Consider the following 24,187-nt stretch of genomic DNA (forward strand, 5'->3'; position numbering starts at 1 on the left):
CGCCGGTGCCGGCGCTGCCCCGGCGCGGGGCGCCAGACAGGTGCCGCAATGCGGGGCGGCGCCGCCGTCCCTGATCGGCAATGCACGCCAGAGGCGACCCAGGGGCTTGCGCATGTCACGCCTTCTGCTTGACGTAGCTGCCCGGTGCCGGCTCGGTAGCCCTGAATTTCGTGCCCTTGCCGTAGGCCTTGGGGGCCGCGATCTGCTTGCCGGCATGGCCCTTGAGCCATCCGGACCAATCGGTCCACCAGCTGCCGGGGTGTTCGGTCGCGTCCTCCAGCCACGAGTCCAGCGTGGCGGGCAGCTTGCCGTCCGCGCGGATCCAGTGGCTGCGCTTGCCCTTGGCGGGGGGGTTGATGACGCCGGCGATGTGGCCCGAGGCCCCCATCACGAAGCGCTTCTTGCCAGGCAGCACCTGGGTGGATGCATAGGCGGCGTTGATGGGCACGATGTGGTCTTCGCGCGAGCCGTAGATGTACACCGGCAGCGTGAGGTTTCCAAGGTCCATCTTCTCGCCGCACACGGTGAGCCTGCCGGGCTTGACCAGGTTGTTCTCCAGGTAGAAATTGCGCAGGTACCACGCGTAGAACGGCCCGGGCAGGTTGGTGCTGTCGCTGTTCCAGTACAGGAGATCGAACGGCGGCGGCGTCTCGCCCTTGAGGTAGTTGCCCACCACGTAGTTCCACACCAGGTCGTTGGGACGCAGGAAGCTGAAGGTCGATGCCAGGTCCTGCCCCTTCATCAGCCCGCCCTGCCCCATCTGCATCTCGCGGAACTTCACGAACGCCTCGTCGATGAACACATCCAGAATGCCGGTGTCCGTGAAGTCGATCAGGGTGGTGAGGAACGTGGCGCTGGCCACGGGCTCATCGCCCCGTGCCGCCAGCACGGCCAGCGCATTGCTCAGGATGGTGCCGCCCACGCAGAAGCCCAGCGCGTTGATCTGTTCGGCGCCGGTGATGTTCCGCACCACGTCGATGGCCGCCATCGCGCCGTCTTCCACATAGTCGTCCCAGGTCTTGTGGGCCAGGGCATCGCCGGGGTTGCGCCAGCTCACGACAAAGGTGCGATGGCCTTGTTCGACGGCGTAGCGGATCAGCGAATTCTCGGGCTGCAGGTCGAGGATGTAGAACTTGTTGATGCACGGCGGCACCAGCAGGAAGGGGCGCTCATAGACCTTGGCGGTGAGCGGCTTGTATTCGAGCAGCTGGAACAGCTCGTTCTCATACACCACGGCGCCCTCGGTGGTGGCCACGTTGCGGCCCACCTCGAACAGGCTTTCGTCGGTCATCGACACATGGCCCTGTGTGATGTCGTGCAGCAGGTTCTGCATGCCCTTGGCAATGCTCTCGCCCTTGGTTTCGATGGCCTTCTTCTGCGCCTCGGCGTTGAAGGCCAGGAAGTTGCTCGGCGCCATGGCGGCCATCCATTGCTCCACGCCGAAACGGATGCGGGCCTTGGTCTTTTCGTCGGACTCCACCGCCTCGGCCAGGCCCATCAGGGTGCGCGCATTGAGCAGGTAGGCGGCGGCCGAGAAGGCCGCGACGGGGTTGCTGGCCCAGCCCTCGCCGGCGAAGCGGCGGTCCTTGACCTCGGGCGCGCCCTGCAGGCCCTGGGCCCACAGTTCCTGCGCTTCCTTCAGGTACTGCTGCTGCAGCGCCTGCAGCTTGCTGGGTGAAAACTTCAGAGGGGGGGTGGCGGGTACCTGCGTACCAAGGTCCAGCTTCTGGAACGACTGCAGTGCCTGTGACCAGCTTTGCCCGAAAATCTGCTGGAACTGCTGGGCGCTCTCGGCCCATGGTGATTCAGAATTCATGCTCTTTCCTCAGTGATTGGTCGCTCGCAGCGGCAGGGCTTCTTGTTTTTTGTGTCTCGGGTTCATTGTTGCCGACCCACTTCAGCATGGCAACGGATTCAACGCTTGCAGCGAACATAAACCAATGTACCTCATCGTCATCGCCTGGACCTACGTCACCCTCATGATGGCGGTGGCCGAAGCCACCAGCCCCACCGGGACGCTGCTGGGCGCCGTGATCACGTTCGCGCTGTATGGGCTGCTGCCCATGGGCATTCTGGTGTACATCCTGGGCACGCCTTCGCGCAAGCGCGCGATCAAGGCGCGTGAAGCCGCGGAGCAGGCTGCCCACGATGCCGAGCAGGCCGCGGCGGCCCGCGAGGCTGGCGGCCCCGATTCCTCAGCCGCGCCAGATGCAGGCAGCGAAGCGCCCGCTGCCGCCCAGGGTGGCGCTGTCGCGCCGGTGGGAAAAGAACCTTGATGCGTTCGTGACGGTGCACCATGGCGGTGTTCCGTCATTGCCGTGGACATGGGTGATTCCGAGCGCCTGCAACCGCCGCCGCGCGAGGCCCGCCAGATCGCACAGGTACTTGCCGCTGGCGTGGCCGCTGGGCGCGAAGCAATCCTGCAAGGCCGGGGCGGTGTCGCAAAAAGCCGCCCGCACCTCGGGACCCACCTCGAACGCCTGCGGGCCGATGCAGGGCCCCAGCCAGGCCAGCGTGTCCTGCGCCACCCCTTGCAAGGGCAGGATTGCTTCAATTTTTATAGCATCGTGCGCTTGATCCGCCTTGGCCAGCGCGACAAAACGCTTGAAAACCGATTCCAGCACCCCCTGCCCGTCCACCCCCGCGAGCCCGCGCCATCCCGCATGGGCCGCAGCCACGGCCCGGCCTGAGCGGTGGGCGAACAGCACCGGCAGGCAGTCGGCCACCATGATGGTGCAGGCGACCGCGGGAACCGCCGCCACGCAGGCGTCGGCCTCGATGCCGTCGGGCGTGCCGCCGTCGAGCTGCACCACGCCATCGCCATGCACCTGGCTCAGAAACACGGGCCGCGTGCCCGCTGTCACTCCTTCGAGGGCGGACTGAAGCCGAAGGCGGTTGGCGCGGACAGCGGCGGGGTCGTCCCCCACATGCATGCCCAGGTTCAGGCTGTCATACGGGGGCAGGCTCACACCACCCGCGCGGGTGGTGCACAGCGCATGCACGCCCGGCGGCAAGGGCCAGTCCGGCACCAGCCAGTCGGTGGCCTGCGGGGAGTGCGTGCGAAGGGTCAAGCTTCGTTGTCCGGACAGGCGGAAGGCTGGGCCTTCTGGAATGCGGGCAGCGCCATGCAGGCGTCGAACGCGCCCATGGTGAGCGGCAGGCCGCCCAGGTCGACCTTGAAACGCTGGGCGTTGAAGATCTGCGGCACCAGGCAGCAGTCGGCCAGCGTGGGGGTGCCGCCCCAGCACAGCACCGAGGGCGCCAGCCCCTGGGCCGCGCGCTCCTGCGAGAGCAGCACCAGCTGCCGCTCGAAGGCCTCGAGCCCGCTGCGCAGCCAGTGGTGGTACCACGCGTTCTTGGCGGCTTCATCCACCTTCAGCTCCCGCACCAGATACTTGAGCACGCGCAGGTTGTTGATCGGGTGGATCTCGCACGCCACCATCTGCGCCAGCGCCCGCACGCGCGCCCGGTCCAGGGCCGTGGCGGGCATCAGGGCGGGTGTGGGATGGGTCTCGTCCAGGTATTCGATGATGGCCATCGATTGCGACAATGCCTCTCCGCCATCGGTCACCAGCGTGGGCACCAGGGCATCGGCGGCGAGGGCCGCGTAGGCAGGCTGCTGGTGCTCGCCCTTCACGAGGTGCACGGGAATGTAGTCGTAGGCCAGGCCCTTGATCTGCAGCGCGATGCGCACGCGAAACGAGGCCGAGGAGCGGAAGTAGTTGTACAGCTGCATGGGGATGGGGATGGGGATTGCGTCGATGGATCGGTGGGCGTGCGTGCCGTGGAGAGCGGCGGTTGTACGGTGCGTCCCGCAAGCCCTGCCACGGCCCGGCGGGGCCGGCGTCATGCGCCCGAGGCGCCGGCCGGGTCCTGGTGGTTGTAGACGACCTTGGTGAGCAGCACCATCAGGTCGCCGCGCTCCTGCGCGTTGAGGGGCGCCATCAGACGCTCCTGCACGCGCTGGGCGGCATCGCGCATCTGCAGGGCCGCCACTTCGCCTTCCGGCGTGATCCACAGCAGCTTGCGGCGGCGGTCGCGGGTGTCGGGTTCGCGGCGGATCCAGCCGCGCTTTTCCAGGCGCCCGATCACCGACCCCGAGGTGGCCGCGTCGAACGCCACGCGGGATGCCAAGGTGACCTGGTCTTCCCCGGGCCGGGCCAGCAGTTCATGCAGGATGGCGAACTGCACGGGCGTCACGTCAAACCCCGCTGTCTCCTCCATGAAAAGCGCCACGGTACGCTGGTGGGCACGGCGCACCAGGTGGCCTGGCGTGTTGTGGAAATCGAAGCTCTTTGCCATGGGCGCGAGTGTAGCGTCCCACAGCAAGACGCCCGCACCCATGGCACACTGCCACACTTCGGCCCGGCCCGCAGGGCAACCCGCCCGCACGCCAGGCCCGCACCCGTTCCATCGCACCCAGAGACAAGAAGAAAGGCAGACATGAGCTACGTGTTTTCTCCCGCACCGGTGGCCAGCGTGCCCGTGGCCGGCAGCGCCGACCGGTTCCCCGTGCACCGCATCTACTGCGTGGGCCGCAACTACGAAGAACACGCCAAGGAAATGGGCTTCACCGGTCGCGAGCCGCCGTTTTTCTTCATGAAGCCGGCCGATGCCATCGTGGTGGTGAATGCGGGCGAGACGGGCCAGTTGCCCTACCCCAGCCTCACGGCCAACCTGCACCATGAGATCGAACTGGTCGTGGCCATTGGCAAGGGCGGGAAGAACATCCAGGCCGCCGATGCGCTCACCCACATCTACGGCTACGCCGTGGGCCTGGACATGACGCGCCGCGACCTGCAGAACGACATGAAGAAACAGGGCCGCCCCTGGTGCATCGGCAAGGGCTTCGACGCGAGCGCGCCCATCGGCCCCATCACGCCCGCCGCGCAGGCCGGTGACGTGGAGAAGGCCGGCATCTGGCTGCAGGTCAACGGCGCGGACCGCCAGCGCAGCACCGTGGCCCAGCTCATCTGGAACATCGCCGAGACCATCGAGCACCTGTCGGCCGCATGGGAGCTGCAGCCCGGCGACCTGATCTACACCGGCACGCCCGAAGGCGTGGGCGCCGTGGTGCGCGGCGACGTGCTCGAGGGCGGCGTGGACGGCCTGGGCACGCTGCGGCTGAGCGTGGTGTGACGCCCCGCGGCCTGGGCCACCTGGCGCACAGGCCCCGGCGCGCAGCCAAAAGCTATCCTTTTCATAGCTGCCAGCGCTGATGGAACAATCGCCAGCAGCCTATTTGAATCAAAACCCCCGATGACCTTCCGCAGCCCCATCAAACACTGCCGCGCCTGTGGCACCGCCGTGGTCTACCGCCTGCCGGACGACGGCGACACCAAGCAGCGCGCGGTGTGCCCCACCTGCAGCACGGTGCACTACGAGAACCCGCTCAACGTGGTGGGCACCGTGCCGACCCTGCCCGATGGACGCGTGCTGCTGTGCAAACGCAACATCGAACCGCGCTGGGGCAAGTGGACGCTGCCGGCGGGCTTCATGGAACTGGACGAAACCACGGCCCAGGGCGCTGCGCGCGAGACGGACGAGGAAGCCGGCGCACAGATCGAGATGGGCCCGCTGTTCAGCCTGCTCAATGTGCGCCGTGTGGGGCAGGTGCACCTGTTCTACAGGGCCCACCTGCTCAGCGACCAGTTCAACCCCGGGTATGAAACCATCGAGGCGCGGCTCTTCACCGAAGACGAGGTGCCCTGGGACGAGATCGCCTTCCGTACCGTCAAGGAAACGCTGGAAGCTTTTTTTGCCGACCGCAAGGCGGGCAGCTTCGGGCTGCACTGCATCGATATCGAATAGCGCCCGGCCCCTGGACGGCCCAGCCCGGGGGTACGTGCCCCCGGTCCGCCGGGCGTGCCGGCCCTGCCTCAGTGGAGAAACAGGTTCCAGGGTGCAGGAACGGTGGTGAGGATGGAGCGGCCGCTGAAGCCCGCCTGCGCCGGCTGAACCACCGACGCATTCACCACGCCCGCGTTGCCGCCGTTTCCGCCGCTGGCCCCGCCGCCCCCTCCAGCAAGGGACGATCCCCCCGAGAAATCGTCCAGACCCATCGCGCCGCCATTGACCAGCAGCGATCCCGTGACCACGGGCGTGGAGGACGCCACCAGGTGGATGATGCCGCCCCCACCACCACCTCCCGCGCCCGCGCCCACCGCGTTGCCAAGGTTGCCGTTGAAGCCATTTCCGCCATGCCCGCCATTGGCCAACAGTGCGCCCGCCACCGTGATGTCGCCGCCGGCCGCGATGACGATCACGCCCCCAGCCCCGCCCCCGGCCCCGGCGGCGTCCGCGCCCGGGGTCATGGCGTTCTGCCCGTTGCCGCCATTGGCCTTGATCACGCCCGATGCGGTGACGGTCACATTGCCCCCGGCAAGGATCACAAGTGATCCGCCCCCGCCTCCACCCGTGTCCTGCGCGTTCGGCCGGCTACCCGCCCCACCCGCCGCGGCTGGCGGTTTCAAGAGCCGCGCGGCAGAGAGTGCTGGCAGTCCGATACCGCCTTGGGGTGTCCCGGGTGACGACAGCGCAATACCGGGGTGTGGCGTGACATTGCTGGCCCCTTGCGACCCTTCAAGGACGGTGATGGAGCCGGAAATGGTCACGTCGCCGGTCGCGCGCAGCACGGTCCCGCTGGGAAGCGTCAGCGCTCCCGCGATGTCGATCGTGGAAAACTGCATGTGGTGCCGTCCGCCAAGGCTGTTGAACCCTGCTGTCGTGGACAGGTCGATGGTCGAGGCGATCGACACGGTATAGGCCCCCGCGGAGCCATCACCATACGCCGCGACGGAGCCTGCGGGCCCTTGGGGCCCCGCGGGCCCCTGCGCACCTGCAGGCCCTTGCAGCCCCGTGGCGCCCGCTGGGCCCACGGGGCCGGTGGCACCCGCAGGACCGGCCGCGCCTGCAGGGCCCACCGCTCCCGGGGTTCCCGGGGCGCCTGCCGCTCCGGCAGGCCCTGCGGGCCCCATCGGCCCCGTGGCGACGCCCGCCGTGCAGCCTCCCACCGCGCCGCTTGCGCTTTCAAAACAGAGCAGGCTGCCTTGTGCGGGCGCGCCAGCCAGTCCGGGCATCCGGATCCTGCCCGCATCGTCCACGCGAAAACGCACGGTCTGGGTTGCCGAATCGGTCACCACGAGGGCGCCGCCAGGTGGAGGCGTCAACCGGATATCTGCGGCCCCGCCGAGGCAGGGGGTCAGTGCAAAACCGCAAGCAAGGGCATAGCTCGGCAGCGAGAAACGAAAGCGTCTTGGAGTCATTTTCTGTGGGTCGTGGATGCACGATGGGCGGGACGCGGCGAGCTTCGCTCCCTGCCAAGGGCGACAGGACCGGTTGCAGGCACACCGCGGTGAAGGGATGAATGAAATGGGTCACGGCGGTCTCCGGTGGCCCGTAAAAGTACCCGGCGGGAGCGCCCGGCCCCAGGCAAAGCACATTTGCGGAAAATGCCCCCCCGGGGACGGCACACGTAACAATTTCATCGCCGCGCATCCTAGCGGCGGTCATGGGCTGGCGCCAGCAAAAAGTGACCGGCCCGGCCGGGACCGCGAGCCGCCCGCAGCCGTGCTCAGCCGCCCACGCGCTCTTCGGCGGGTGCCGGGGGATAGCCCGGATCGGTCGTGACGGGAGGCAGGCCCTGGCCTCCAGGCGGCCGGGGCGCAGCAGGACCCAGGGGCCACGCTGCTGGCGCGGAGGGCACCGGTGCTGGCGGTGCCGTGTCGCTGCCAAACAGCCCGCGTATCCAGTCGCGCATGACGCCGAGCGAGCTATCCGCCGGCGGGGGCGGTGGGGTGGTGTCGAACTCATCGAAGAACCGCTCCTGGCCGTCGATCACCTTGGCCCGGATCGCCTGCTGCATGAACTCGCCCACCATGGGCAGCGCGCTGCGGGCGCCCTGCCCCCAGTAGTCGCTGCGCAGCGTGATGCGGCCATCGTTGAAGCCCGCCCAGGCCCCCGCCACCACGCGGGCATGCATGAGGATGAACCAGCCATCCGTGTTGTCCTGGGTCGTGCCGGTCTTGCCCGCCACATCGGCCTGGATGCCATAGCGTGAGCGGATCGCGGTGGCGGTGCCCCTGTCCACCGCGCCGCGCATGGTGTTGCGCAGCGTCTGGGCCGCGCGGCCTTCGAAGACCGCCTCAGGCACCGGCTTCGCGAAGGTATCGAGCACCTTGCCGTGGCGGTCCTCGATGCTGGTGATGAGCACCGGCTCCACATAGCGCCCCAGGTTCACGATGCTGCTGTAGGCCGAGATCATTTCCTTGAGCGTGACCGGGCTCGTGCCCAGCGCCAGCGATGGCACTTCCTCGAGCGGCGACTGCCGCACCCCCAGCGCCCGCGCCACTTCGGCCACGCGGGCGGGGCCGACCTGCTGCATCACCTGCGCGGTGATGGTGTTCTTGGAGAGCGCCAGTCCATCCGCCAGCGTCATGGGCTCGTCGCTCGGCGGGCGCCCGTCGGTGGGGCGCCACACGCGGCCACCGCCCAGCGGTATCTCCACCGCGGCATCCATCAGCGTGTCGCCGGGCGATGCCCCCTTGGCAAAGGCCGCGCCGTACACGAAGGGCTTGAACGTGGAGCCGGGCTGGCGCCGGGCCGCCTGCACGTGGTCGAACGGGTCCTGCGCGAAGTCGCGGCTGCCCACCCAGGCCAGCACATGGCCCGTGACGGGATCCTGCGCGAGAAACCCCGCCTGCACGCGCGTTTTATCGGAGCGCAGCTTCTGCAGGAAGGCGTCGTCGGCCAGGAGCGCCTTGAGCGCCTCGGCGGGCTCTTCCCCCTTGTCCAGCGCGGCGCGGTATTCGCTGCTTTCGCGCACCAGGGTCTGCACCAGTTCGTTCTGCGGCCCCCAGCCATCGCGCTTGCTCCAGGCGGCATCGGCCACGCCCTGCAGCTGGCGGCCCTGGCGCGCCACCGCCTGATTGGCATAGGCCTGCAGGCGCGAGTCGATGGTGGTGCGGATCACCAGGCCATCCGAATACAGGCTGTAGCCCTTGCTGTCGGCCCAGTCGATGAGCTGCTTGCGCAGCTGGATCGCAAAGTGCGGCGCGGGACCCATGACCTCGGTCTGGCGCTCGAAGTTGACGCGCAGCGGGCGCTTTTGCAGCGTGTCGAACTGTGCCTGCTCCAGCTTGCCGCGCTTGACCATCTGCGACAGCACGGTGTTGCGCCGGGCCTGCGCACGCTCGGGGTTGAGCACGGGGTTGTAGTAGGCCGTGCCCTTGAGCATGCCGATCAGCGTGGCGCTCTCCAGCACATTGAGCTTGTCGGCCGACTTGTCGAAGTACGTGCGCGCGGCCATCTCGATGCCGAACGCGTTGTACAGGAAGGGCACGGTATTGAGGTAGGTTTCCAGGATCTCGTCCTTGGAATACGACAACTCGATCTTGACCGCCGTGATGGCCTCCTTGAGCTTGCGCGTGAGGGCCTGGGGAAACACGCGCGAGCGGCCGATCTCCTCCGGAAACAGGTTGCGCGCCAGCTGCTGCGTGATGGTGGAGCCGCCCTGCGGGGCGCCGCGCAGCGTGTGCACCACCGACGATACCGTGCGCCTCCAGTCCAGGCCGAAGTGGTCGTAGAAGCGGTGGTCCTCGGTGGCGATGAGCGCGTTCACCACATGCGGAGAAATCTTGTCGAGCTCCACCCATTCGCGATTGGCCCAGCGGTACTCGGCCAGCAGCTTGCCGTCCACCGACATGAGCTGCGCGGGCAGCTCGCTCTTGGCCTTGCGGATGTCGCTGATGGAGGGCGTGAACGGGATCAGGACCAGGGTGTACGCCAGCACCGCGGCAGGCAGCGCGAGGGCGCCCCACAGCAGCGCGCGGCGCAGCGGGCGGGGCATCCAGGCAAACAGGCCGGCCAGCCAGCGGAACAGGGCCGCGGCGCGGGCCTGGAAGGAAAGCAGCAATGTGCGCATCAAGAACTCGGAGTAAGGGGGAGAGCGCCTCAGGCGCCCGGGCCCGACAGCAGCGCCAGCATGCCCGCTTCGTCCAGCACGGGCACGCCCAGCTCCTGGGCCTTGGCCAGCTTGCTGCCGGCTTCATCGCCCGCCACCACATAGCTGGTCTTCTTGCTGACCGAACCGGCCACCTTGGCGCCAGCGGCTTCCAGCATGTCCTTGGCCGCGTCGCGGCTCAAGGTCGGCAGGGTGCCGGTCAGCACCACGGTCTTGCCGGCAAGGATCTGCGGGGCGCGTTCGGCCACCGGGCCCTCGGGCCAGGTCACGCCGCAGGCGCGCAGCTGCTCGACCACCTCGCGGTTGTGCGGCTGCTGGAAGAACGTGTGCAGGCTCTGCGCCACCACCGGGCCCACATCGTTCACCTCCAGCAGCTGCTCCACGCTGGCGTCCATGATGGCATCCAGCGTGCCAAAGTGCCGCGCCAGGTCCTTGGCCGTGGCCTCGCCCACGTGGCGCAGGCCCAGGCCGAACAGAAAACGCGGCAAGGTGGTCTGCTTGGATTTTTCGAGCGCGGCCAACACGTTCTGGGCCGACTTCTCGGCCATGCGCTCCAGCGCGATGAGGGAGGTGAGGCCCAGGCGGTACAGGTCGGGCAGCGTGCGGATCACATTGGTGTCCACCAGCTGGTCCACCAGCTTGTCGCCCAGCCCCTCGATGTCCATGGCGCGGCGCGCGGCGAAGTGCAGGATGGCCTCCTTGCGCTGCGCGGCGCAGAACAGGCCGCCCGTGCAGCGGTGGTTGGCCTCGCCCTTTTCGCGCACCACGGCGCTGCCGCAGACGGGGCAGGCCTCGGGCATCTTGAAGTTGGGCACATAGCCGGTCCGGTTGCCCGGCATCACGCCCACGACTTCGGGAATCACATCGCCCGCGCGGCGCACGATGACGGTGTCGCCCACCCGAACGCCCTTCTTGCGGATCTCGAACAGGTTGTGCAGCGTGGCGTTGGTGACGGTGACGCCTCCCACGAACACGGGCGCGAGGCGCGCGACGGGCGTGATCTTGCCGGTGCGGCCCACCTGCACGTCGATGCCTTCGATCTTGGTGGCCATCTCCTGCGCCGGGTACTTGTGCGCCACGGCCCAGCGCGGCTCGCGCGTCTTGAAGCCCAGGTCGCGCTGCAGCTGCAGCGAGTTGACCTTGTAGACCACGCCATCGATGTCGTAGGGCAGCGCATCGCGGCTGCCGCCCACCTGCTGGTGAAATGCTACCAATTCCGCAGCACCCGCCGCAATCTGCACCTGCGCCGCCACCGGAAAACCCCATGACTTCAGGGTCTGCAGCATCTCGTAGTGCGTGCGGAACACCGGCCCTCCCTCGCCGGGCGGCGTGACGGCGCCCAGGCCATACGCAAAAAAGCTCAAGGGGCGCTGGGCGGTGATGTTCGAGTCCAGCTGGCGCACCGCGCCGGCTGCGGCGTTGCGCGGGTTCACGAAGGTCTTGCCGCCCTGCTCCCGCTGCCGCTCGTTGAGCGCATCGAAATCAGCGCGGCGCATGTAGACCTCGCCACGCACTTCGAGCAGCGGGGGCACGCCCTCGGGCAAGGTCAGGGGTATCTGGCGAATGGTCCGGATGTTGTGCGTCACGTCCTCGCCCACCTCGCCGTCGCCCCGCGTGGCGGCCTGCGCGAGGCGGCCGTTTTCATAGCGCAGGCTCATGGCCAGGCCATCGAACTTGGGCTCGGCCACGTATTCGATGGCGGGGTCCGATTCCGCCAGGCCCAGCTCGCGCCGCACGCGCGCATCGAACGCCTGCGCGCCGGTGGCCTCGGTGTCGGTTTCGGTGTGGATGCTGAGCATGGGCACCGCGTGGCGCACGGGCGTGAGGCCTTCCATCACCGCCCCGATCACGCGCTGCGTGGGCGAGTCGGACGTGATGAGGTCGGGGTGCGCCGTCTCCAGGGCCTGCAGTTCCCGGAACACGCGGTCGTACTCGGCATCGGGCACGGTGGGCTCGTCCAGCACGTAGTACTGGTGCGCCCAGCGGTGGAGCTGCTCGCGCAGCGCTTTGATTTTGATAGCTGCCTGCGCTTGGCTGGTCTGCGCTGCGGCCGAAAAAAGTTCTGATTGTTCAGTCATGGTGGCCCAAGCTGGGATTCCTTTTGACAAACCCCAGTTCCCTGCCGCCCGCGAAGCCCACGGATTCATAGAGCCGGTGGGCCTGCGTGCGCTGCGCGCCCGACAGCAGGAAAACCTTGCAGCAGTTCAGGGCCCAGGCCGCGTCCAGGGCGAACTCCAGCGCTGCCCGGGCCAGCCCCTGGCGCCGGAAGCGCCCGCCCGTGATGACATGCTCGACGACGCCGATGGGCATCCCGGCGCTGGCGAAATTGGGCACGAGCGCCAGCATGCAGGTCGCGCCGACCTCGCCATGCCGCAGCGCTACCACCAGCCGCGCGCTGGGGGACCGCAACACGGCGCGAAAGCTGTCCAGCGATGCATCGTCGCCCAGCACAGGGTCATGGGGCCGCAGTTCGCGGTACAGCGCCCTGACGGCGCCGTGATCGGCCTCCTGCGCCAGCCGGACCAGCGTTGCGCTCATGCGGCGGCCTAGCTGAACAGCCGGCGCGCCAGCACCGACCCCGCCGACAGGTCGCGCCCGTCGAGCTGGTCGTACAGCAGCTCCAGGTCCGAGGCGATCGGGTCCATGGCCATGGCAGGCAGCGGCTGGCCGTTCTGGTCACAGAGCACGCCGTCCATGGCCTCGCACAGCGCGGCGGCGGCCTCGCGCAGGCGCGCAAAGGGTTGTTCGGTTCGGTGGACCTGCGCCACGTCCAGGCTCAGGGTGATGTCGCGGATGGCGGACTGGTCCGGGTCTTCGGCCAGTGCCGCCTGCGTGTCGTAGCCGAGCGTGAGCAATGGCGGCAGGCCTTGCGCGCCGGCCGGCAGCACCAGGCGCCCGGGCATGGCGCCCGGCACGAAGCCCACGCGCGCGGCGTTCTGCTGCACGTAGCCGGGGCTCCAGGCGGCCTGGCGCGCGCGCAGCATGAAGGCCAGTTGCGCGTCGTGGTCGCTGGCGAACTGGTCCAGCTCGCGGGCGCGGGCCACTTCCTGCAGCATGTCGGGAAAATCGGGGGCGGCATTGATGGCGTCCGCAAACGCCTGGGCCTTGACGACGAATTCCGAGAACTCGATCTCGTTGAGCGCGCCCATGCGGTTGGCAAGCTGCACGCCCGCCTGGAAGCTCTGGTAGCGCTGGCCGGGCGCCGGCGTCTCCCACTGCTGGGTGGCTTCGTTCAGGCCTTCGATCGCAAACGGCTTGCTGCCGGCCCGGCGCGTGGGAGGCAGCGCCGCCAGCGCGGCATCGCCGGACACGGACACCTCCGGCTGCAGCGGTGCGATCACGTCGATGAGCGGGTCCAGCCCGGGGCGGCGCTCCAGCGAGAACGGCGGCACGGGCATCTGCAGGGCCTCGCTGGCATCCACCGTGTGCTCGGAAGGCTCGGGCCCGCGGTCCAGGCCGTGAAATTCCCCGGGGGGCAGGTCGGCGGCCGCGCCCGCCTCGAAACCTGGCTCCTGGCGCAGCGCGGGCTCGGCCGCGCGCTCGCGTTCCGGCTCTGGCGGCAAGGCGCGCTTGGGCGCGTTGCGGCGCGAGGTCCAGGTGTTGTAGGCCACGATGAGGGCCAGCACCAGGCCGCCGATGATGGCCAGACTCAGTTGCAATGTGCTCATAAAAGAAATTCTCGGCTAACGGCTATCCGCTGCATGGCGCAAGGGCCGCCGCGGTGAAAATGCGCGCGGCCTGTGCGCGAGACGCCGAGCAAGGGCCGCCCCGCAGCAAGGGCGTCGTCCCCCTGGGGGGAAGGTGCGAAGCGCCTCAGGGGGGTACTCATATTTCCGCCATGGAGAGGGCCGATTCCATATCGACGGCCACGATGCGCGACACGCCCTGCTCCTGCATGGTCACACCGATCAGCTGTTCGGCCATTTCCATCGCGATCTTGTTGTGGCTGATGAACAGGAACTGCGTGCCCTTGCTCATGCTGGACACCAGCTTGGCGTAACGCTCGGTGTTGGCGTCGTCCAGCGGCGCGTCCACTTCGTCCAGCAGGCAAAACGGCGCGGGGTTGAGCTGGAAGATGGCGAACACCAGCGCAATCGCGGTGAGGGCCTTCTCGCCGCCCGACAGCAGGTGGATGGTCTGGTTCTTCTTGCCGGGCGGCTGCGCCATCACCTGCACGCCGGAATCAAGGATTTCATCGCCGGTGATGATGAGCTTGGCCTGGCCGCCGCCGAACAGCTCGGGGAACATGCGGCCAAAGTGCGCGTTCACGGTGTCGAAGGTGCCCGAGAGCAGCTGGCGTGTTTCACCGTCGATCTTGCGGATCGCGTCTTCCAGCGTGTTCATGGCCTCGGTCAGGTCGGCCGTCTGCGCATCGAGGAAGACCTTGCGCTCGCTGGCGAGCTTGAGTTCGTCCAGCGCGGCGAGGTTCACCGCGCCCAGGGCGGCGATCTCGCGGTGCAGGCGGTCGATTTCGCTTTGCAGGCCACCCACGCGCACATTGCCGTCGGTGATCGACTGGGCCACGGCCTCGAGGTCGGCCTGCGCGTCGGCCAGCAAGGTGGTGTACTGCTCCAGGCCCAGGCGCGCCGCCTGTTCCTTGAGCTGGAATTCGGTGATGCGGGCGCGCAGCGGGTCGAGCGCGCGTTCGAGCTGCATGCGGCGCTCGTCGCTGGCGCGCAGCTTGGTGGTGAGGTCGTCGTATTCGCTGCGCTGGGCGCCGAGCGCTTTTTCGCGCTCCATCTTCACTTCCAGTGCGGCCTGCAGGCCACCTTGCGCGGCAGCATCGGACAGGCGGGCCAGCTCGTCGCGCGCGCGCTGCTCTTCATCGGCCAGGGCCTTGGCCTGCTGCGTGGCGGTTTCGATGGAACGGTTGAGTTCGGCGCGGCGCGCTTCCAGGCTGCGTTGCGAGAACGTGGCCTCTTGCGCCTGGCGCTCCAGCGTGCGCTGCTGTTCGCGGCAGGCCGTCAGCTTGCGCTCGGCTTCGATCACGCGGTCGCCCAGCTGGGCCTCGCGCTCCTGGCTGTCGGCCAGCTGCATGTCGAGTTCTTCAAAGCGCGCCTCGGCGGCCACGCGGCGTTCCTGCAGGTCGGCCAGCTGGGCCTCCACCTCGGCCAGGTCGCCGTCGATTTGCTGGCTGCGCGCGCGGGTCTGTTCGGCCAGCTGGGTCAGGCGCAGGGTCTCGACCTGCAGCTCGTGGGCGCGGCTCTGGGTTTCGGTGGCTTCGCGGCGCGCGGCCACGAGGCGCTGGGAGGCATCGGCGTACGCGGCCTCAGCACGCACCAGGGCCGTGCGCGATTCTTCGGCGATGAGCGCTTGCGCACGCAGCTCTTTTTCGAGGTGCTCGATTTCCTGCGCGCGGGCCAGCATGCCCGACTGCTCGGAGTCCTGCGCGTAAAAGCTCACGCTGTGGGCGCTGACCGCATGGCCGGTAGGAACAAACACCACCTCCCCGGGTTGCAGCGTGCTGCGGCGGGCCAGGGCGTCGTCCAGCGTGGGGGCGGTGTAGCAGCCTTGCAGCCAGTCCACCATCACGGCACGCAGGCCGGCATCGTTCAGGCGCAGCAGGTCGGACAAGCGGGCGTGGGGTGACGATGGCTCGGGATGGCCTGCTGCGGGGGCGCTGTAGAAGGCCAGCCGAGCTGGGGGCGCGTCGTTGCCGCCGGAGCCCAGGAAGCCGCGCACCATGTCCAGGCGCCCTACTTCCAGGGCGGCCAGGCGCTCGCGCAGCGCGGCTTCGAGCGCGTTTTCCCAGCCGGGCTCGATGTGGATGCGGCTCCACAGGCCTTGCAGGCCGTCGAGGCCGTGTTTGGCCAGCCAGGGGCGCAGCTTGCCGTCGGTCTTGACCTTTTCCTGCAGCGCCTTGAGCGCCTCCATGCGGGCCGACAGGTCGGCCTGGCGCGCGCTTTCGGTATTCACGGCCTGCTGGCGCGCGCGGCGGTCGTCGTCGAGCTGGGGCACGGACTCCTGCAGCTCGTGCAGTCGGGCCTCCGTGGTCTCGGCGATCTCTTGCGCCTCTTCGAGCTGCTCGCGCAGGTTCGTCAGGCGGGCTTCATCGGGCGCGGCCAGTGCATTGCGGTCGGTGCGCAGGCGCTCGAAGCGGCTGTCGAGCTGGCGGCTTTGTTCGTCGATGCTGCGCTGCTCGGCGGCCAGCACGCCAATCTGCTGCTGCACTTGCACCACGCTGCTGCGCTGCTCGGCCGTGCGGCTTTGGGCCTGGCGCAGGGCTTCTTCCAGGTCGGGCAGCTGCATGGCCTGCTCTTCGACCTGGGCGGCCAGCATCTCGGCGCGCTCTTCGGCGTCCACACCGGCACCGGCCAGGTCTTCGAGCTCGATATCGGCCTCTTCCTTGCGGGCCTGCCACTGGGCGATCTGCTCGGCCAGCGTGACCAGGCGCTGCTCCACGCGCTGGCGCCCTTCGATCACGTAGCGGATCTCGGCTTCGAGCTTGCCGACCTCGGCCGTGGCCTCGTACAGCCGGCCCTGGGCCTGGTTCACCTGGTCGCCCGCCGCGTAGTGGGCCTGGCGGATGGTTTCGAGGTCGGACTCGACGGCGCGCAGATCGGCCATGCGGGATTCGAGGTCGTTGACGGCTTGGAGGCCGTCCAGGCGCACCTTGTTCTGCTGCTCTTCGGCCTCGGCGCGCTTCAAAAACCACTGCTGGTGCTGCTTGAGCGTGGCTTCGGCCTGCAGGGTGTTGTATTTGGCAGCCACCTCGGCCTGCTTCTCGAGCTTTTCGAGGTTGGCGTTCAGCTCGCGCAGGATGTCTTCGACCCGCGTGAGGTTCTCGCGCGTGTCCGACAGGCGGTTTTCCGTCTCGCGGCGGCGCTCCTTGTACTTGGAGACGCCAGCGGCTTCTTCGAGGAACAGGCGCAGCTCTTCGGGGCGCGACTCGATGATGCGGCTGATGGTGCCCTGGCCGATGATGGCGTAGGCGCGCGGCCCCAGGCCCGTGCCCAGGAACACGTCCTGCACGTCGCGACGGCGCACGGGCTGGTTGTTCAGGTAGTAGCTGCTGGTGCCGTCGCGCGTGAGCACGCGCCGCACCGCGACCTCGCCGTACTGGCCCCACTGGCCGCCCGCGCGGTGGTCGGAGTTGTCGAACACCAGCTCCACACTGGCGCGGCTGGCCTGCTTGCGGGTGGTGGTGCCGCTGAAGATCACGTCCTGCATGGACTCGCCACGCAGCTCGCTGGCCTTGCTCTCGCCCAACACCCAGCGCACCGCGTCCATGATGTTGGACTTGCCGCAGCCGTTCGGGCCCACCACACCGACCAGTTGCCCGGGCAGCATGAAATTGGTGGGTTCAGCGAACGACTTGAAACCGGAAAGCTTGATCGAGGTAAGACGCACGGGTCAGGGAACGGGCAAAAAGAGGATGAAGGCAGGGATGCAAAAGTGGCGCCAGGCGGACGTTCCAGGCCGGAACACCCAGGCCGCAGCAAGGGCGGAATGATACCGCGCCGCCTGCAGCCCCCCGGCCCCCGGCTGACGGGCAGGGGCACACGGCCGGGGTGCAGCGCAAACATTTGGCAAAAACCAGCTATTGCGCTTATCCCGCCTTGATTTCATGCTATCGATTTTGACAGATCCTGTACCGGCAGGGTGGCGGGCGGGCTGGTGCGGGCCGGTGTGCCAGGGCTACGCGTGCTGCGCGCCCGTCCCATTCGTTTGGCGCACCAGCGCCTCGAACTCGGCCACCGGCACGGGCGGGCTGAACAGGTAGCCCTGCCAGGCGTGGCAGTGGTGGCGCTCCAGAAACTCGCGCTGGGCCTCGGTTTCCACCCCTTCGGCGATCACGCGCAGGCCCAGGCTGGTGCCCAGCGCCACCACGGTGCGGGCGATGGCGGCGTCGTTGGGGTCGGTGAGCACGTCGCGCACGAAACTCTGGTCGATCTTGAGCTGGTCCAGCGGCAGGCGCTTGAGGTAGGCCAGCGACGAGTACCCCGTGCCAAAGTCGTCCAGCGAGAAGCCCACGCCGTAGCCCTTGAGCTGGCCCATCTTCTCGATGGTGTCTTCCACGTCGTCCAGCAGCAGGCCCTCGGTCATCTCCAGCTTGAGCTGGTGCCCCTGGGCGCCCGAGCTGGCCAGCGCGGCCAGGACCTGGGCCACGAAATCGCCCTGGTGGAACTGGCGCGGGCTCACGTTCACCGCCAGGCTCAGCACGGCCAGCTCGGGCTGCGCGGCCCAGCGGGCCAGGCACCCGCAGGCCACCTGCAGCACCCATTCGCCCAGCGGGAGGATCAGGCCTGTCTCCTCCGCCAGCGGGATGAAATGCGCGGGGGAGACAAAACCGTCGCGTGGATGGCGCCAGCGCAGCAGCGCCTCGGCACCGGTGATGCGGCCCCGGTCGATCTGCGGCTGGTAGTACAGCTCGAACTGGCCCTGCGCCAGGCCAATGCGCATGTCGCGCTCCAGCGCGGCCCGGGCGCTCACGGCGGCCTGCATCTGGGGGTCGTAGAAGCGCAGCGTGTCGCGGCCGGCGTTCTTGGCCTGGTAGAGCGCCAGGTCGGCGCGCTTGAGCAGTTCGTCCACGGTCTCGCGCATGCCGCTGAAGATGGTGACGCCCATGCTCAGCGAGCTGTGGTGCGCGGTGCCGTTGAGCATGTAGGGCTCGCGCAGGGTGGCCAGGATGCGCTGGCCCACTTCTTCGCTGCGGGCCGCGGCCTCCTCGGGGTTGTCGCCCAGGTCTTCCAGCACCACGACGAATTCGTCGCCTCCCTGGCGGGCGACGGTGTCGTCCTCGTGCACGCAGCCGCGCAGGCGGTGCGCCACCTGCAGCAGCAGGTGGTCGCCGCTGTCATGGCCCCGGGTTTCATTGAGTGTCTTGAAGTTGTCCAGGTCGAGCAGCAGCAAGGCGCCGCTGCGCCCGTGGCGGGCACTGGTGGCCAGCGCCTGCTGCAGCCGGTCCATGAGCAGGCGGCGGTTGGGCAGGCGCGTGAGCGGGTCGTAGTAGGCCAGGTGGTTGATCTCCTCCTCGGCCGCCTTGCGCTGGCTCAGGTCCTGCATGGTGACCAGGTGCCCGCCTTCTACCTGCACCCCCGAGACTTCGACGGGGCGCAGCTGCCCGTCATGGCAGCGGATGAGGTACTCGGCGCCGGGGATCACGCCGTCGCCGGCCTGGGCGCTCTGCGCCGCCTCGCGCCAGCCCTGGCGCACGGTTTCGCGCTCCTCGCGCTCCGGGAACGCGCGCTCCCACCAGGTGTCCACGTCGGGCACCTCGGCCTCGGTGTACCCGCAGATCTGCACATAGCGCTGGTTGCGAAAGCTGATGCGCCCGTCGGGCTGCACCAGGCACAGGCCCATGGGCAGGCGCTCCAGAATGCCCCGCAGCCGGTGTTCGTTGGTGCGCAGGGTGTCCTCCATGCGCTTGCGCGAGGTGATGTCCTGCACCACGGCGATGTGGTGGTCGGGCGTGGCCCCGGGCACCCACATCGGCGACACGGTGAGGTCGACCCACACCGAATGGCCGCGCTTGTGGATGTAGCGCTTTTCCAGCCGGTATTCGGGCACCTCCCCTGACTTGAGGCGCTCCAGGTGCTGCGCGTCCGTCTCCAGGTCGTCGGGGTGCGTGATGGCCCGGATGTTGAGCTCCTGCATCTCCTCGGGGCTGTAGCCCACGATGTCGCCATAGCGCTGGTTGGCGCGCAGGAACCGGCCGGTGGAGGTGTCCAGCAGCGCGACCCCCACGCTGGCCTGGTTGAACAGGGCGCGAAAACGCTCCTCGCTCTCGTGGCGGGCCTCGTCCGACGCCTGCGCGCGCACCAGCGCCATGGTGCGCTGGCGCACCAGCAGCCCGACCGTGGAAGCCAGCAGGAGGGACACCAGGATGCCCCCCAGCCCCGCCAGGACCGGCAGCCGCGCCTCGGACGGCGAGAGGAACGAGCGCGCGGGATGGAAGGTCAGGCGCCAGCGCCGGTCGTGCACGAGCAGGTCGCGCACAAACGGCTGCGCATCGGGCAGCGCCGCCGACGACTGCGCCAGCAGGGGCCGGACGGTGGTGTCGGTGGAGCCCGCGCGCACCGAGCCATGGTCCTCCATCGACACGGCAATGCCGTTGAGCAGGCCCTGGCTCCCCAGCGCCTGCACCAGGTCGAACACCCGGATGGTGGACGCCACCGCGCCCAGGAAGCGCGGCTCCGGCGTGCCCGCCGTGTAGTCGAACACCGGCACGCGGATCACGAAGCCCGCGCGGTGCTTGTCCTCCTGCAGCAGGTCGAACGGGGCCGAGGCCACGGTGTGGCCGCTGTCCCGGCTGTACTGCATGGCGGCCAGGTTGGTGGGCTGGGCGCTGATGTCCAGGCCCAGCACGCTTTCATTGCCTGCCATGGGCCACAGGTACTCGGCCACGAAGTACTCGGCCCGCTCGCCCGGTGGCCGGATGGCGAAGTCGGGGTAGCCGTGGGTGGACAGCGAGGTGTCGGCGCGCACCCGGGCTTCATAGGCGGCTCGCTCGGCGCCCGGCACCCAGCGGGTGAACGACAGGTTGCGCACGCCGGGATACCGCTGGCCCACTTCCAGGTCGCTCGCCGCGCGCTCGAACTCCGCGCGGGTCAGGTGCGGATTGGCCGTGAACAGGCCGCGCAGGCCGTTGACGACTTCGGTATGCCCCTCGATCCGCTGGCTCAGCGCGTCGGCGAACGCGCGGGCCTCCTGCATGAACCGGGTCTGCCCGGCCTGGGCCACCGAGTCGGCCTGCTGCCAGGCCAGCCACAGGCTGACCGCCACGCCCAGCACGGCCACGCCCAGCCCGGCCAGCCAGTGCCGATAGCGACCGTCTGGCGTCAAGGAAGCCATGGCAGGAAACGGGTGGGCATGAAGAATCAGAACAGCGTCTGGGCCGTGGTGGTGGGTGGTGTTGCGGTGGGTCGTTGGCCGCGCCAGGGCCCGGCCGCAAGGCGCAGGATAGCGGCAATCCGCAGCCCTTTGGAGCAACCTGCGGCAGAACAACTGGTTACCAATGAGTTATTTGGTGGAAAGTGCCGTCAGCGCAACACCCTCATGCGCCAGCAGCTATGAATTGATGAGCACATTTCATAACCTGCGTCAGGACGCCGGCCCCGTGCGGCTGTCGGCCACGGGGTACGGCGCGAACCGGCTCCAGTTCTCGTTCACGTCCAGCGCCCGGCCAATGGGAGGAAACGCGCGCTGCGGGCAGGCGTCGCGCTCGCACACCTTGCAGCCCATGCCGATGGGCACGCCCCCGTGCGGGTTCGCGAGATCCAGCCCCTGCGAATACACCAGCTGCGGCGCGTGGCGGACATCGCAGCCCAGCGCCACCGAGAACTCCTTGCCCGGCGCCCCCCAGCCGCCGCCGCCGCGCGAGACCGTGCGCGCCACCCACAGGTAGGCGCGGCCGTCGGGCATGCGCGCCAGCTGGGGCACGATGCGCCCGGGCTGGGCAAACGCCTCGTACACGTTCCACAGCGGGCAGGTGCCCCCGATCTTGCTGAAGTGAAAGTGCGTCGCCGACTGGCGCTTGGAGATGTTGCCCGCCCGGTCCACCCGCACGAAGAAGAACGGCACCCCGCGCGCGCTGGGTCGCTGCAGGGTGGACAAGCGGTGGCACACCGTCTCGAACCCCACGCCGAACTGGTGGCCCAGCCGGTCCAGGTCGTAGCGCACGGCTTCGGCCGCGCGCAGGAAGGCCGTGTACGGCAGCACCAGGGCCCCCGCAAAGTAGTTCGCCAGGCCGATGCGCGCCAGCGCCCGGGCCTGGTCGCCGGACAGTCCCGCGCCGTCGGCGATGCGCCGCAGCAGCGGCCCCTGCTCCAGGAACGCCAGCTGCGTCGCCATCTGGAAGGCGCGCTGGCCCGGCTCCAGCCCCGCGGCGAGCTTCAGCACCCGCGTCCCGGGCTCGAAGACGCGCTGCGCGTTGCCCGGCAGCGCATCCGCCGCGCTGCCCACCCGCACGCCATGGGCGGCCAGCAGCCGCTCCGCCAGGCCCTCGTCCGAGCGCCCGGGCTGCAGCGACCAATCGGCGGCGCACTGCTCCGCCGCGTCGTCCAGCTCGGCAATATGGTTCTGCCGGGCAAAGAAAAAGTCGCGCACTTCTTCGTATGCCATGGGGGGGTGGCCTTGCAGCGGCGGCATGCCGCGCTCGTCGCCCAGGCCCCACTGCGCATTGAGCGCGCCCAGGGCTTCCAGCCGCTCCAGGGCCTGCCGGTGGCGCTGGTGCAATGCCAGCAAGGTGCGGGCCACGGCGGGCATCCCGGCGGCCAGCTCCCGGATTTCGGCCAGCGAGACGGCATCGCCCGCCCCCTCCCCGCCCAGGCCCGCGGGGAGGTCGGCCAGCACCTCGCGCAGGCCCGTGATGAGGCGCGCCTCGTCGTCGTCCGAAAAGCGCTGCACATCCACGCCGAACACCGCGTTGATCTTGAGCAGCACCGGCACCGTGAGGGGCCGCTGGTTCTGCTCCAGCTGGTTGAGGTAGCTGGCCGACAGGTCCAGCGCGCGTGCCAGCGCAACCTGCGTCATGCCGCGTTCTTCGCGCAGGCGGCGCAGGCGCACGCCCATGAAGGTTTTTCTCATCGCAAGGTCCAGGGGTCAAGAAGATGAATATTTGCAATATTTGCAAATCATCCAAAAATACTTCGCAATCATTCGCCGATTCAGGGGTAGTGCCGCGAATCCCGGATGCGTACATTGCGAATCATGCACCAAGCGACCCACCCGCACCAGCCCCCCGGCACCCAGGCGTTCACCGAAATGGTGTTCCCCGGACGCACCAACCACTACGGCACCCTGTTTGGCGGCCAGGCGCTGCTGCTCATGGGCCAGGCCGCTTTCGTCACGGCCAGCCGGCATGCGCGCAGCGCCGTGGTGATGGCGCGCTGCGGCGGCGTGGACTTTCTGGCGCCCGTGCCCCAGGGGCAGGCGCTGGAACTCCATGCCCGCGTGGTGCGCACCGGCGCCAGCTCGATGACCGTGCAGGTCGAAGGCGCGGCACATGACCTGGCCTCGGGGCGGCACCTGCCCGCCCTGTGCGGCACGTTTGAAATGGTGGCCGTGGACGCCACGGGCCGCCCCACCCCTTTTTCCCCGATGGAGACACCATGAGCGATACCGCAACCCCGAGCACCAGCGCACCCGCGGGCTTCAGGCCCAAGAAATCCGTCGCCCTGTCGGGCGTGACCGCCGGCAACACGGCGCTGTGCACCGTGGGCCGCACGGGCAACGACCTGCACTACCGTGGCTACGACATCCTGGACATCGCCGATGTCTGCGAGTTTGAGGAGATCGCCCATCTGCTGGTGCACGGCAAGCTGCCCACCGCCGCCGAACTGCGCGGCTACAAGGCACGCCTGAAAGCGCTGCGCGGCCTGCCGGCCAATGTGAAGGAGGCGCTGGAGCAGCTGCCCGCCAGCAGCCACCCCATGGACGTGATGCGCACGGGCGTGTCGGCCCTGGGCTGCGTGCTGCCCGAGAAGGACGGGCACCACACGCCCGGCGCGCGTGACATCGCCGACCGGCTGATGGCATCGCTCGGCTCGATGCTGCTGTACTGGTACCACTGGTCCACCCAGGGCAAGCGCATCGAGGTGGAGACGGACGACGACTCCATCGGCGCGCACTTCCTGCACCTGCTGCACGGCCAAAAGCCGCCCGCCGCTTGGGAGCGCGCCATGCACACCTCGCTGAACCTGTACGCGGAGCACGAGTTCAACGCTTCCACCTTCACCGCGCGCGTGGTGGCCGGCACCGGCAGCGACATGTACTCGTGCATCACCGGCGCCATCGGCGCGCTGCGCGGGCCCAAGCACGGCGGCGCCAACGAGGTGGCCTTCGAGATCCAGAAGCGCTACGACAACGCCGACGAGGCCGAGTCCGACATCCGCCGCCGGGTGGAGGCCAAGGAAGTGGTGATCGGTTTCGGCCACCCGGTCTACACCGTGAGCGACCCGCGCAACGAGGTCATCAAGCGCGTGGCGCGCCAGCTCTCCGAGGAGGCCGGCAGCACCAAGATGTTCGACATCGCCGAGCGGCTGGAGTCGGTGATGTGGGAGGCCAAGAAGATGTTCCCCAACCTCGACTGGTTCAGCGCCGTGAGCTACCACATGATGGGCGTGCCCACCGCGATGTTCACGCCGCTGTTCGTCATCGCGCGCACCAGCGGCTGGGCGGCGCACATCATCGAGCAGCGCATCGACAACAAGATCATCCGCCCGAGCGCGCACTACACCGGCCCGGACGACCTGCAGTTCGTGCCCATTCAGGACCGCAAGTAAA

Annotated in this window: 18 protein-coding genes; 6 read left to right on the forward strand and 12 right to left on the reverse strand. The window is 68.8% G+C overall.

All coding sequences use genetic code 11. The annotated features are described in order from the left end of the window. Positions 1 to 115: 115 nt before the first annotated feature. Positions 116 to 1,816 (reverse strand): PHA/PHB synthase family protein, encoded by a 1,701-nt coding sequence (locus tag AC1RCS_RS15315; RefSeq protein ID WP_218338548.1) that lies wholly within the window; start codon positions 1,814 to 1,816, stop codon positions 116 to 118. Positions 1,817 to 1,940: 124 nt separating this feature from the next. Between AC1RCS_RS15315 and AC1RCS_RS15320 the strand changes: the two genes are divergently transcribed. Next, entirely contained in the window at positions 1,941 to 2,276 is a 336-nt protein-coding gene (locus AC1RCS_RS15320) for a hypothetical protein (RefSeq protein ID WP_218338547.1), read from the forward strand. On the opposite strand, the gene pgeF is transcribed toward AC1RCS_RS15320, so the two are convergent. The 3 genes from pgeF to AC1RCS_RS15335 form a co-directional block, all read right to left on the reverse strand. Beyond that, positions 2,196 to 3,071, reverse strand: coding sequence for a peptidoglycan editing factor PgeF (gene pgeF / locus AC1RCS_RS15325; RefSeq protein ID WP_218338546.1), 876 nt, complete (start codon positions 3,069 to 3,071; stop codon positions 2,196 to 2,198). The genes AC1RCS_RS15320 and pgeF overlap by 81 nt on opposite strands. Further along, a complete protein-coding gene (maiA, locus tag AC1RCS_RS15330) occupies positions 3,068 to 3,736 on the reverse strand; it encodes a maleylacetoacetate isomerase (RefSeq protein ID WP_218294954.1) in 669 nt (222 codons plus the stop codon). Before maiA ends, pgeF begins: the two co-directional genes overlap by 4 nt. Positions 3,737 to 3,846: 110 nt before the next feature. Continuing rightward, on the reverse strand, positions 3,847 to 4,302 hold the full coding sequence (locus tag AC1RCS_RS15335; RefSeq protein WP_218294953.1) for a MarR family winged helix-turn-helix transcriptional regulator: 456 nt from the start codon (positions 4,300 to 4,302) through the stop codon (positions 3,847 to 3,849). Between the two features lie 141 nt (positions 4,303 to 4,443). On the opposite strand from AC1RCS_RS15335, the gene AC1RCS_RS15340 reads away from it, so the two are divergent. Together AC1RCS_RS15340 and AC1RCS_RS15345 are read left to right on the forward strand one after the other, a co-directional pair. Then, entirely contained in the window at positions 4,444 to 5,139 is a 696-nt protein-coding gene (locus AC1RCS_RS15340) for a fumarylacetoacetate hydrolase family protein (protein WP_218294952.1), read from the forward strand. Between the two features lie 120 nt (positions 5,140 to 5,259). After that, positions 5,260 to 5,811 (forward strand): NUDIX hydrolase, encoded by a 552-nt coding sequence (locus tag AC1RCS_RS15345; RefSeq protein WP_218294951.1) that lies wholly within the window; start codon positions 5,260 to 5,262, stop codon positions 5,809 to 5,811. 68 nt (positions 5,812 to 5,879) lie between these two features. Here the strand turns inward: AC1RCS_RS15345 and AC1RCS_RS15350 are convergent, their stop codons facing one another. The 7 genes from AC1RCS_RS15350 to AC1RCS_RS15380 form a co-directional block, all read right to left on the reverse strand. Next, a complete protein-coding gene (locus AC1RCS_RS15350) occupies positions 5,880 to 6,758 on the reverse strand; it encodes a hypothetical protein (RefSeq protein ID WP_492245294.1) in 879 nt (292 codons plus the stop codon). Positions 6,759 to 7,573: 815 nt separating this feature from the next. Next, positions 7,574 to 9,922: a penicillin-binding protein 1A gene (locus tag AC1RCS_RS15355; protein WP_492245295.1), complete on the reverse strand. Its 2,349-nt coding sequence runs from the start codon at positions 9,920 to 9,922 to the stop codon at positions 7,574 to 7,576. Positions 9,923 to 9,951: 29 nt separating this feature from the next. Continuing rightward, positions 9,952 to 12,039: an NAD-dependent DNA ligase LigA gene (gene ligA, locus AC1RCS_RS15360; RefSeq protein WP_492245296.1), complete on the reverse strand. Its 2,088-nt coding sequence runs from the start codon at positions 12,037 to 12,039 to the stop codon at positions 9,952 to 9,954. Further along, positions 12,032 to 12,499, reverse strand: coding sequence for a GNAT family N-acetyltransferase (locus AC1RCS_RS15365; protein ID WP_492245297.1), 468 nt, complete (start codon positions 12,497 to 12,499; stop codon positions 12,032 to 12,034). The genes ligA and AC1RCS_RS15365 overlap by 8 nt, the downstream gene beginning before the upstream one ends. An 8-nt stretch (positions 12,500 to 12,507) precedes the next feature. Continuing rightward, a complete protein-coding gene (locus tag AC1RCS_RS15370; protein WP_369642494.1) occupies positions 12,508 to 13,629 on the reverse strand; it encodes a cell division protein FtsZ in 1,122 nt (373 codons plus the stop codon). A 157-nt stretch (positions 13,630 to 13,786) separates the two neighbouring features. Next, positions 13,787 to 17,311: a chromosome segregation protein SMC gene (smc, locus tag AC1RCS_RS15375; protein WP_492245298.1), complete on the reverse strand. Its 3,525-nt coding sequence runs from the start codon at positions 17,309 to 17,311 to the stop codon at positions 13,787 to 13,789. Positions 17,312 to 17,599: 288 nt separating this feature from the next. After that, positions 17,600 to 20,755 carry a bifunctional diguanylate cyclase/phosphodiesterase gene (locus AC1RCS_RS15380; protein WP_492245299.1) on the reverse strand — a complete coding sequence of 1,052 codons (3,156 nt, stop codon included), beginning with the start codon at positions 20,753 to 20,755 and terminating at the stop codon, positions 17,600 to 17,602. A gap of 18 nt (positions 20,756 to 20,773) precedes the next feature. Between AC1RCS_RS15380 and AC1RCS_RS15385 the strand changes: the two genes are divergently transcribed. Beyond that, entirely contained in the window at positions 20,774 to 20,977 is a 204-nt protein-coding gene (locus AC1RCS_RS15385; protein WP_492245300.1) for a hypothetical protein, read from the forward strand. 27 nt (positions 20,978 to 21,004) lie between these two features. Here AC1RCS_RS15385 and AC1RCS_RS15390 read toward each other — a convergent pair whose 3' ends face one another. Further along, the gene (locus AC1RCS_RS15390; protein ID WP_492245301.1) at positions 21,005 to 22,489 is read right to left on the reverse strand and encodes a short-chain fatty acyl-CoA regulator family protein; all 1,485 of its coding nucleotides are present in this window, start codon (positions 22,487 to 22,489) and stop codon (positions 21,005 to 21,007) included. A gap of 123 nt (positions 22,490 to 22,612) precedes the next feature. Here AC1RCS_RS15390 and AC1RCS_RS15395 point away from each other — a divergent pair, with 123 nt between their 5' ends. Both AC1RCS_RS15395 and prpC read left to right on the forward strand, forming a co-directional pair. Further along, positions 22,613 to 23,017: an acyl-CoA thioesterase gene (locus AC1RCS_RS15395; RefSeq protein ID WP_218294941.1), complete on the forward strand. Its 405-nt coding sequence runs from the start codon at positions 22,613 to 22,615 to the stop codon at positions 23,015 to 23,017. Continuing rightward, complete coding sequence (gene prpC, locus AC1RCS_RS15400) at positions 23,014 to 24,186, forward strand: bifunctional 2-methylcitrate synthase/citrate synthase (RefSeq protein WP_492245302.1); 1,173 nt, start codon at positions 23,014 to 23,016, stop codon at positions 24,184 to 24,186. The genes AC1RCS_RS15395 and prpC overlap by 4 nt, the downstream gene beginning before the upstream one ends. The last annotated feature ends 1 nt before the right edge of the window (position 24,187 follow it).

It is taken from the genome of Acidovorax sp. GW823-FHT01C06 (assembly GCF_058798375.1).

Bases quoted from the DNA above. Each gene is read 5' to 3' on its own strand.
- prpC (WP_492245302.1), top strand. From the start codon at position 23,014: ATGAGCGATACCGCAACCCCGAGCACCAGCGCACCCGCGGGCTTCAGG.
- AC1RCS_RS15315 (WP_218338548.1), bottom strand. From the start codon at position 1,816: ATGAATTCTGAATCACCATGGGCCGAGAGCGCCCAGCAGTTCCAGCAG.
- AC1RCS_RS15385 (WP_492245300.1), top strand. From the start codon at position 20,774: ATGAAGAATCAGAACAGCGTCTGGGCCGTGGTGGTGGGTGGTGTTGCG.
- maiA (WP_218294954.1), bottom strand. From the start codon at position 3,736: ATGCAGCTGTACAACTACTTCCGCTCCTCGGCCTCGTTTCGCGTGCGC.
- AC1RCS_RS15345 (WP_218294951.1), top strand. From the start codon at position 5,260: ATGACCTTCCGCAGCCCCATCAAACACTGCCGCGCCTGTGGCACCGCC.
- AC1RCS_RS15395 (WP_218294941.1), top strand. From the start codon at position 22,613: ATGCACCAAGCGACCCACCCGCACCAGCCCCCCGGCACCCAGGCGTTC.
- AC1RCS_RS15390 (WP_492245301.1), bottom strand. From the start codon at position 22,489: ATGAGAAAAACCTTCATGGGCGTGCGCCTGCGCCGCCTGCGCGAAGAA.
- AC1RCS_RS15370 (WP_369642494.1), bottom strand. From the start codon at position 13,629: ATGAGCACATTGCAACTGAGTCTGGCCATCATCGGCGGCCTGGTGCTG.
- ligA (WP_492245296.1), bottom strand. From the start codon at position 12,039: ATGACTGAACAATCAGAACTTTTTTCGGCCGCAGCGCAGACCAGCCAA.
- AC1RCS_RS15335 (WP_218294953.1), bottom strand. From the start codon at position 4,302: ATGGCAAAGAGCTTCGATTTCCACAACACGCCAGGCCACCTGGTGCGC.
- AC1RCS_RS15355 (WP_492245295.1), bottom strand. From the start codon at position 9,922: ATGCGCACATTGCTGCTTTCCTTCCAGGCCCGCGCCGCGGCCCTGTTC.
- AC1RCS_RS15340 (WP_218294952.1), top strand. From the start codon at position 4,444: ATGAGCTACGTGTTTTCTCCCGCACCGGTGGCCAGCGTGCCCGTGGCC.
- AC1RCS_RS15380 (WP_492245299.1), bottom strand. From the start codon at position 20,755: ATGGCTTCCTTGACGCCAGACGGTCGCTATCGGCACTGGCTGGCCGGG.
- AC1RCS_RS15320 (WP_218338547.1), top strand. From the start codon at position 1,941: ATGTACCTCATCGTCATCGCCTGGACCTACGTCACCCTCATGATGGCG.
- AC1RCS_RS15365 (WP_492245297.1), bottom strand. From the start codon at position 12,499: ATGAGCGCAACGCTGGTCCGGCTGGCGCAGGAGGCCGATCACGGCGCC.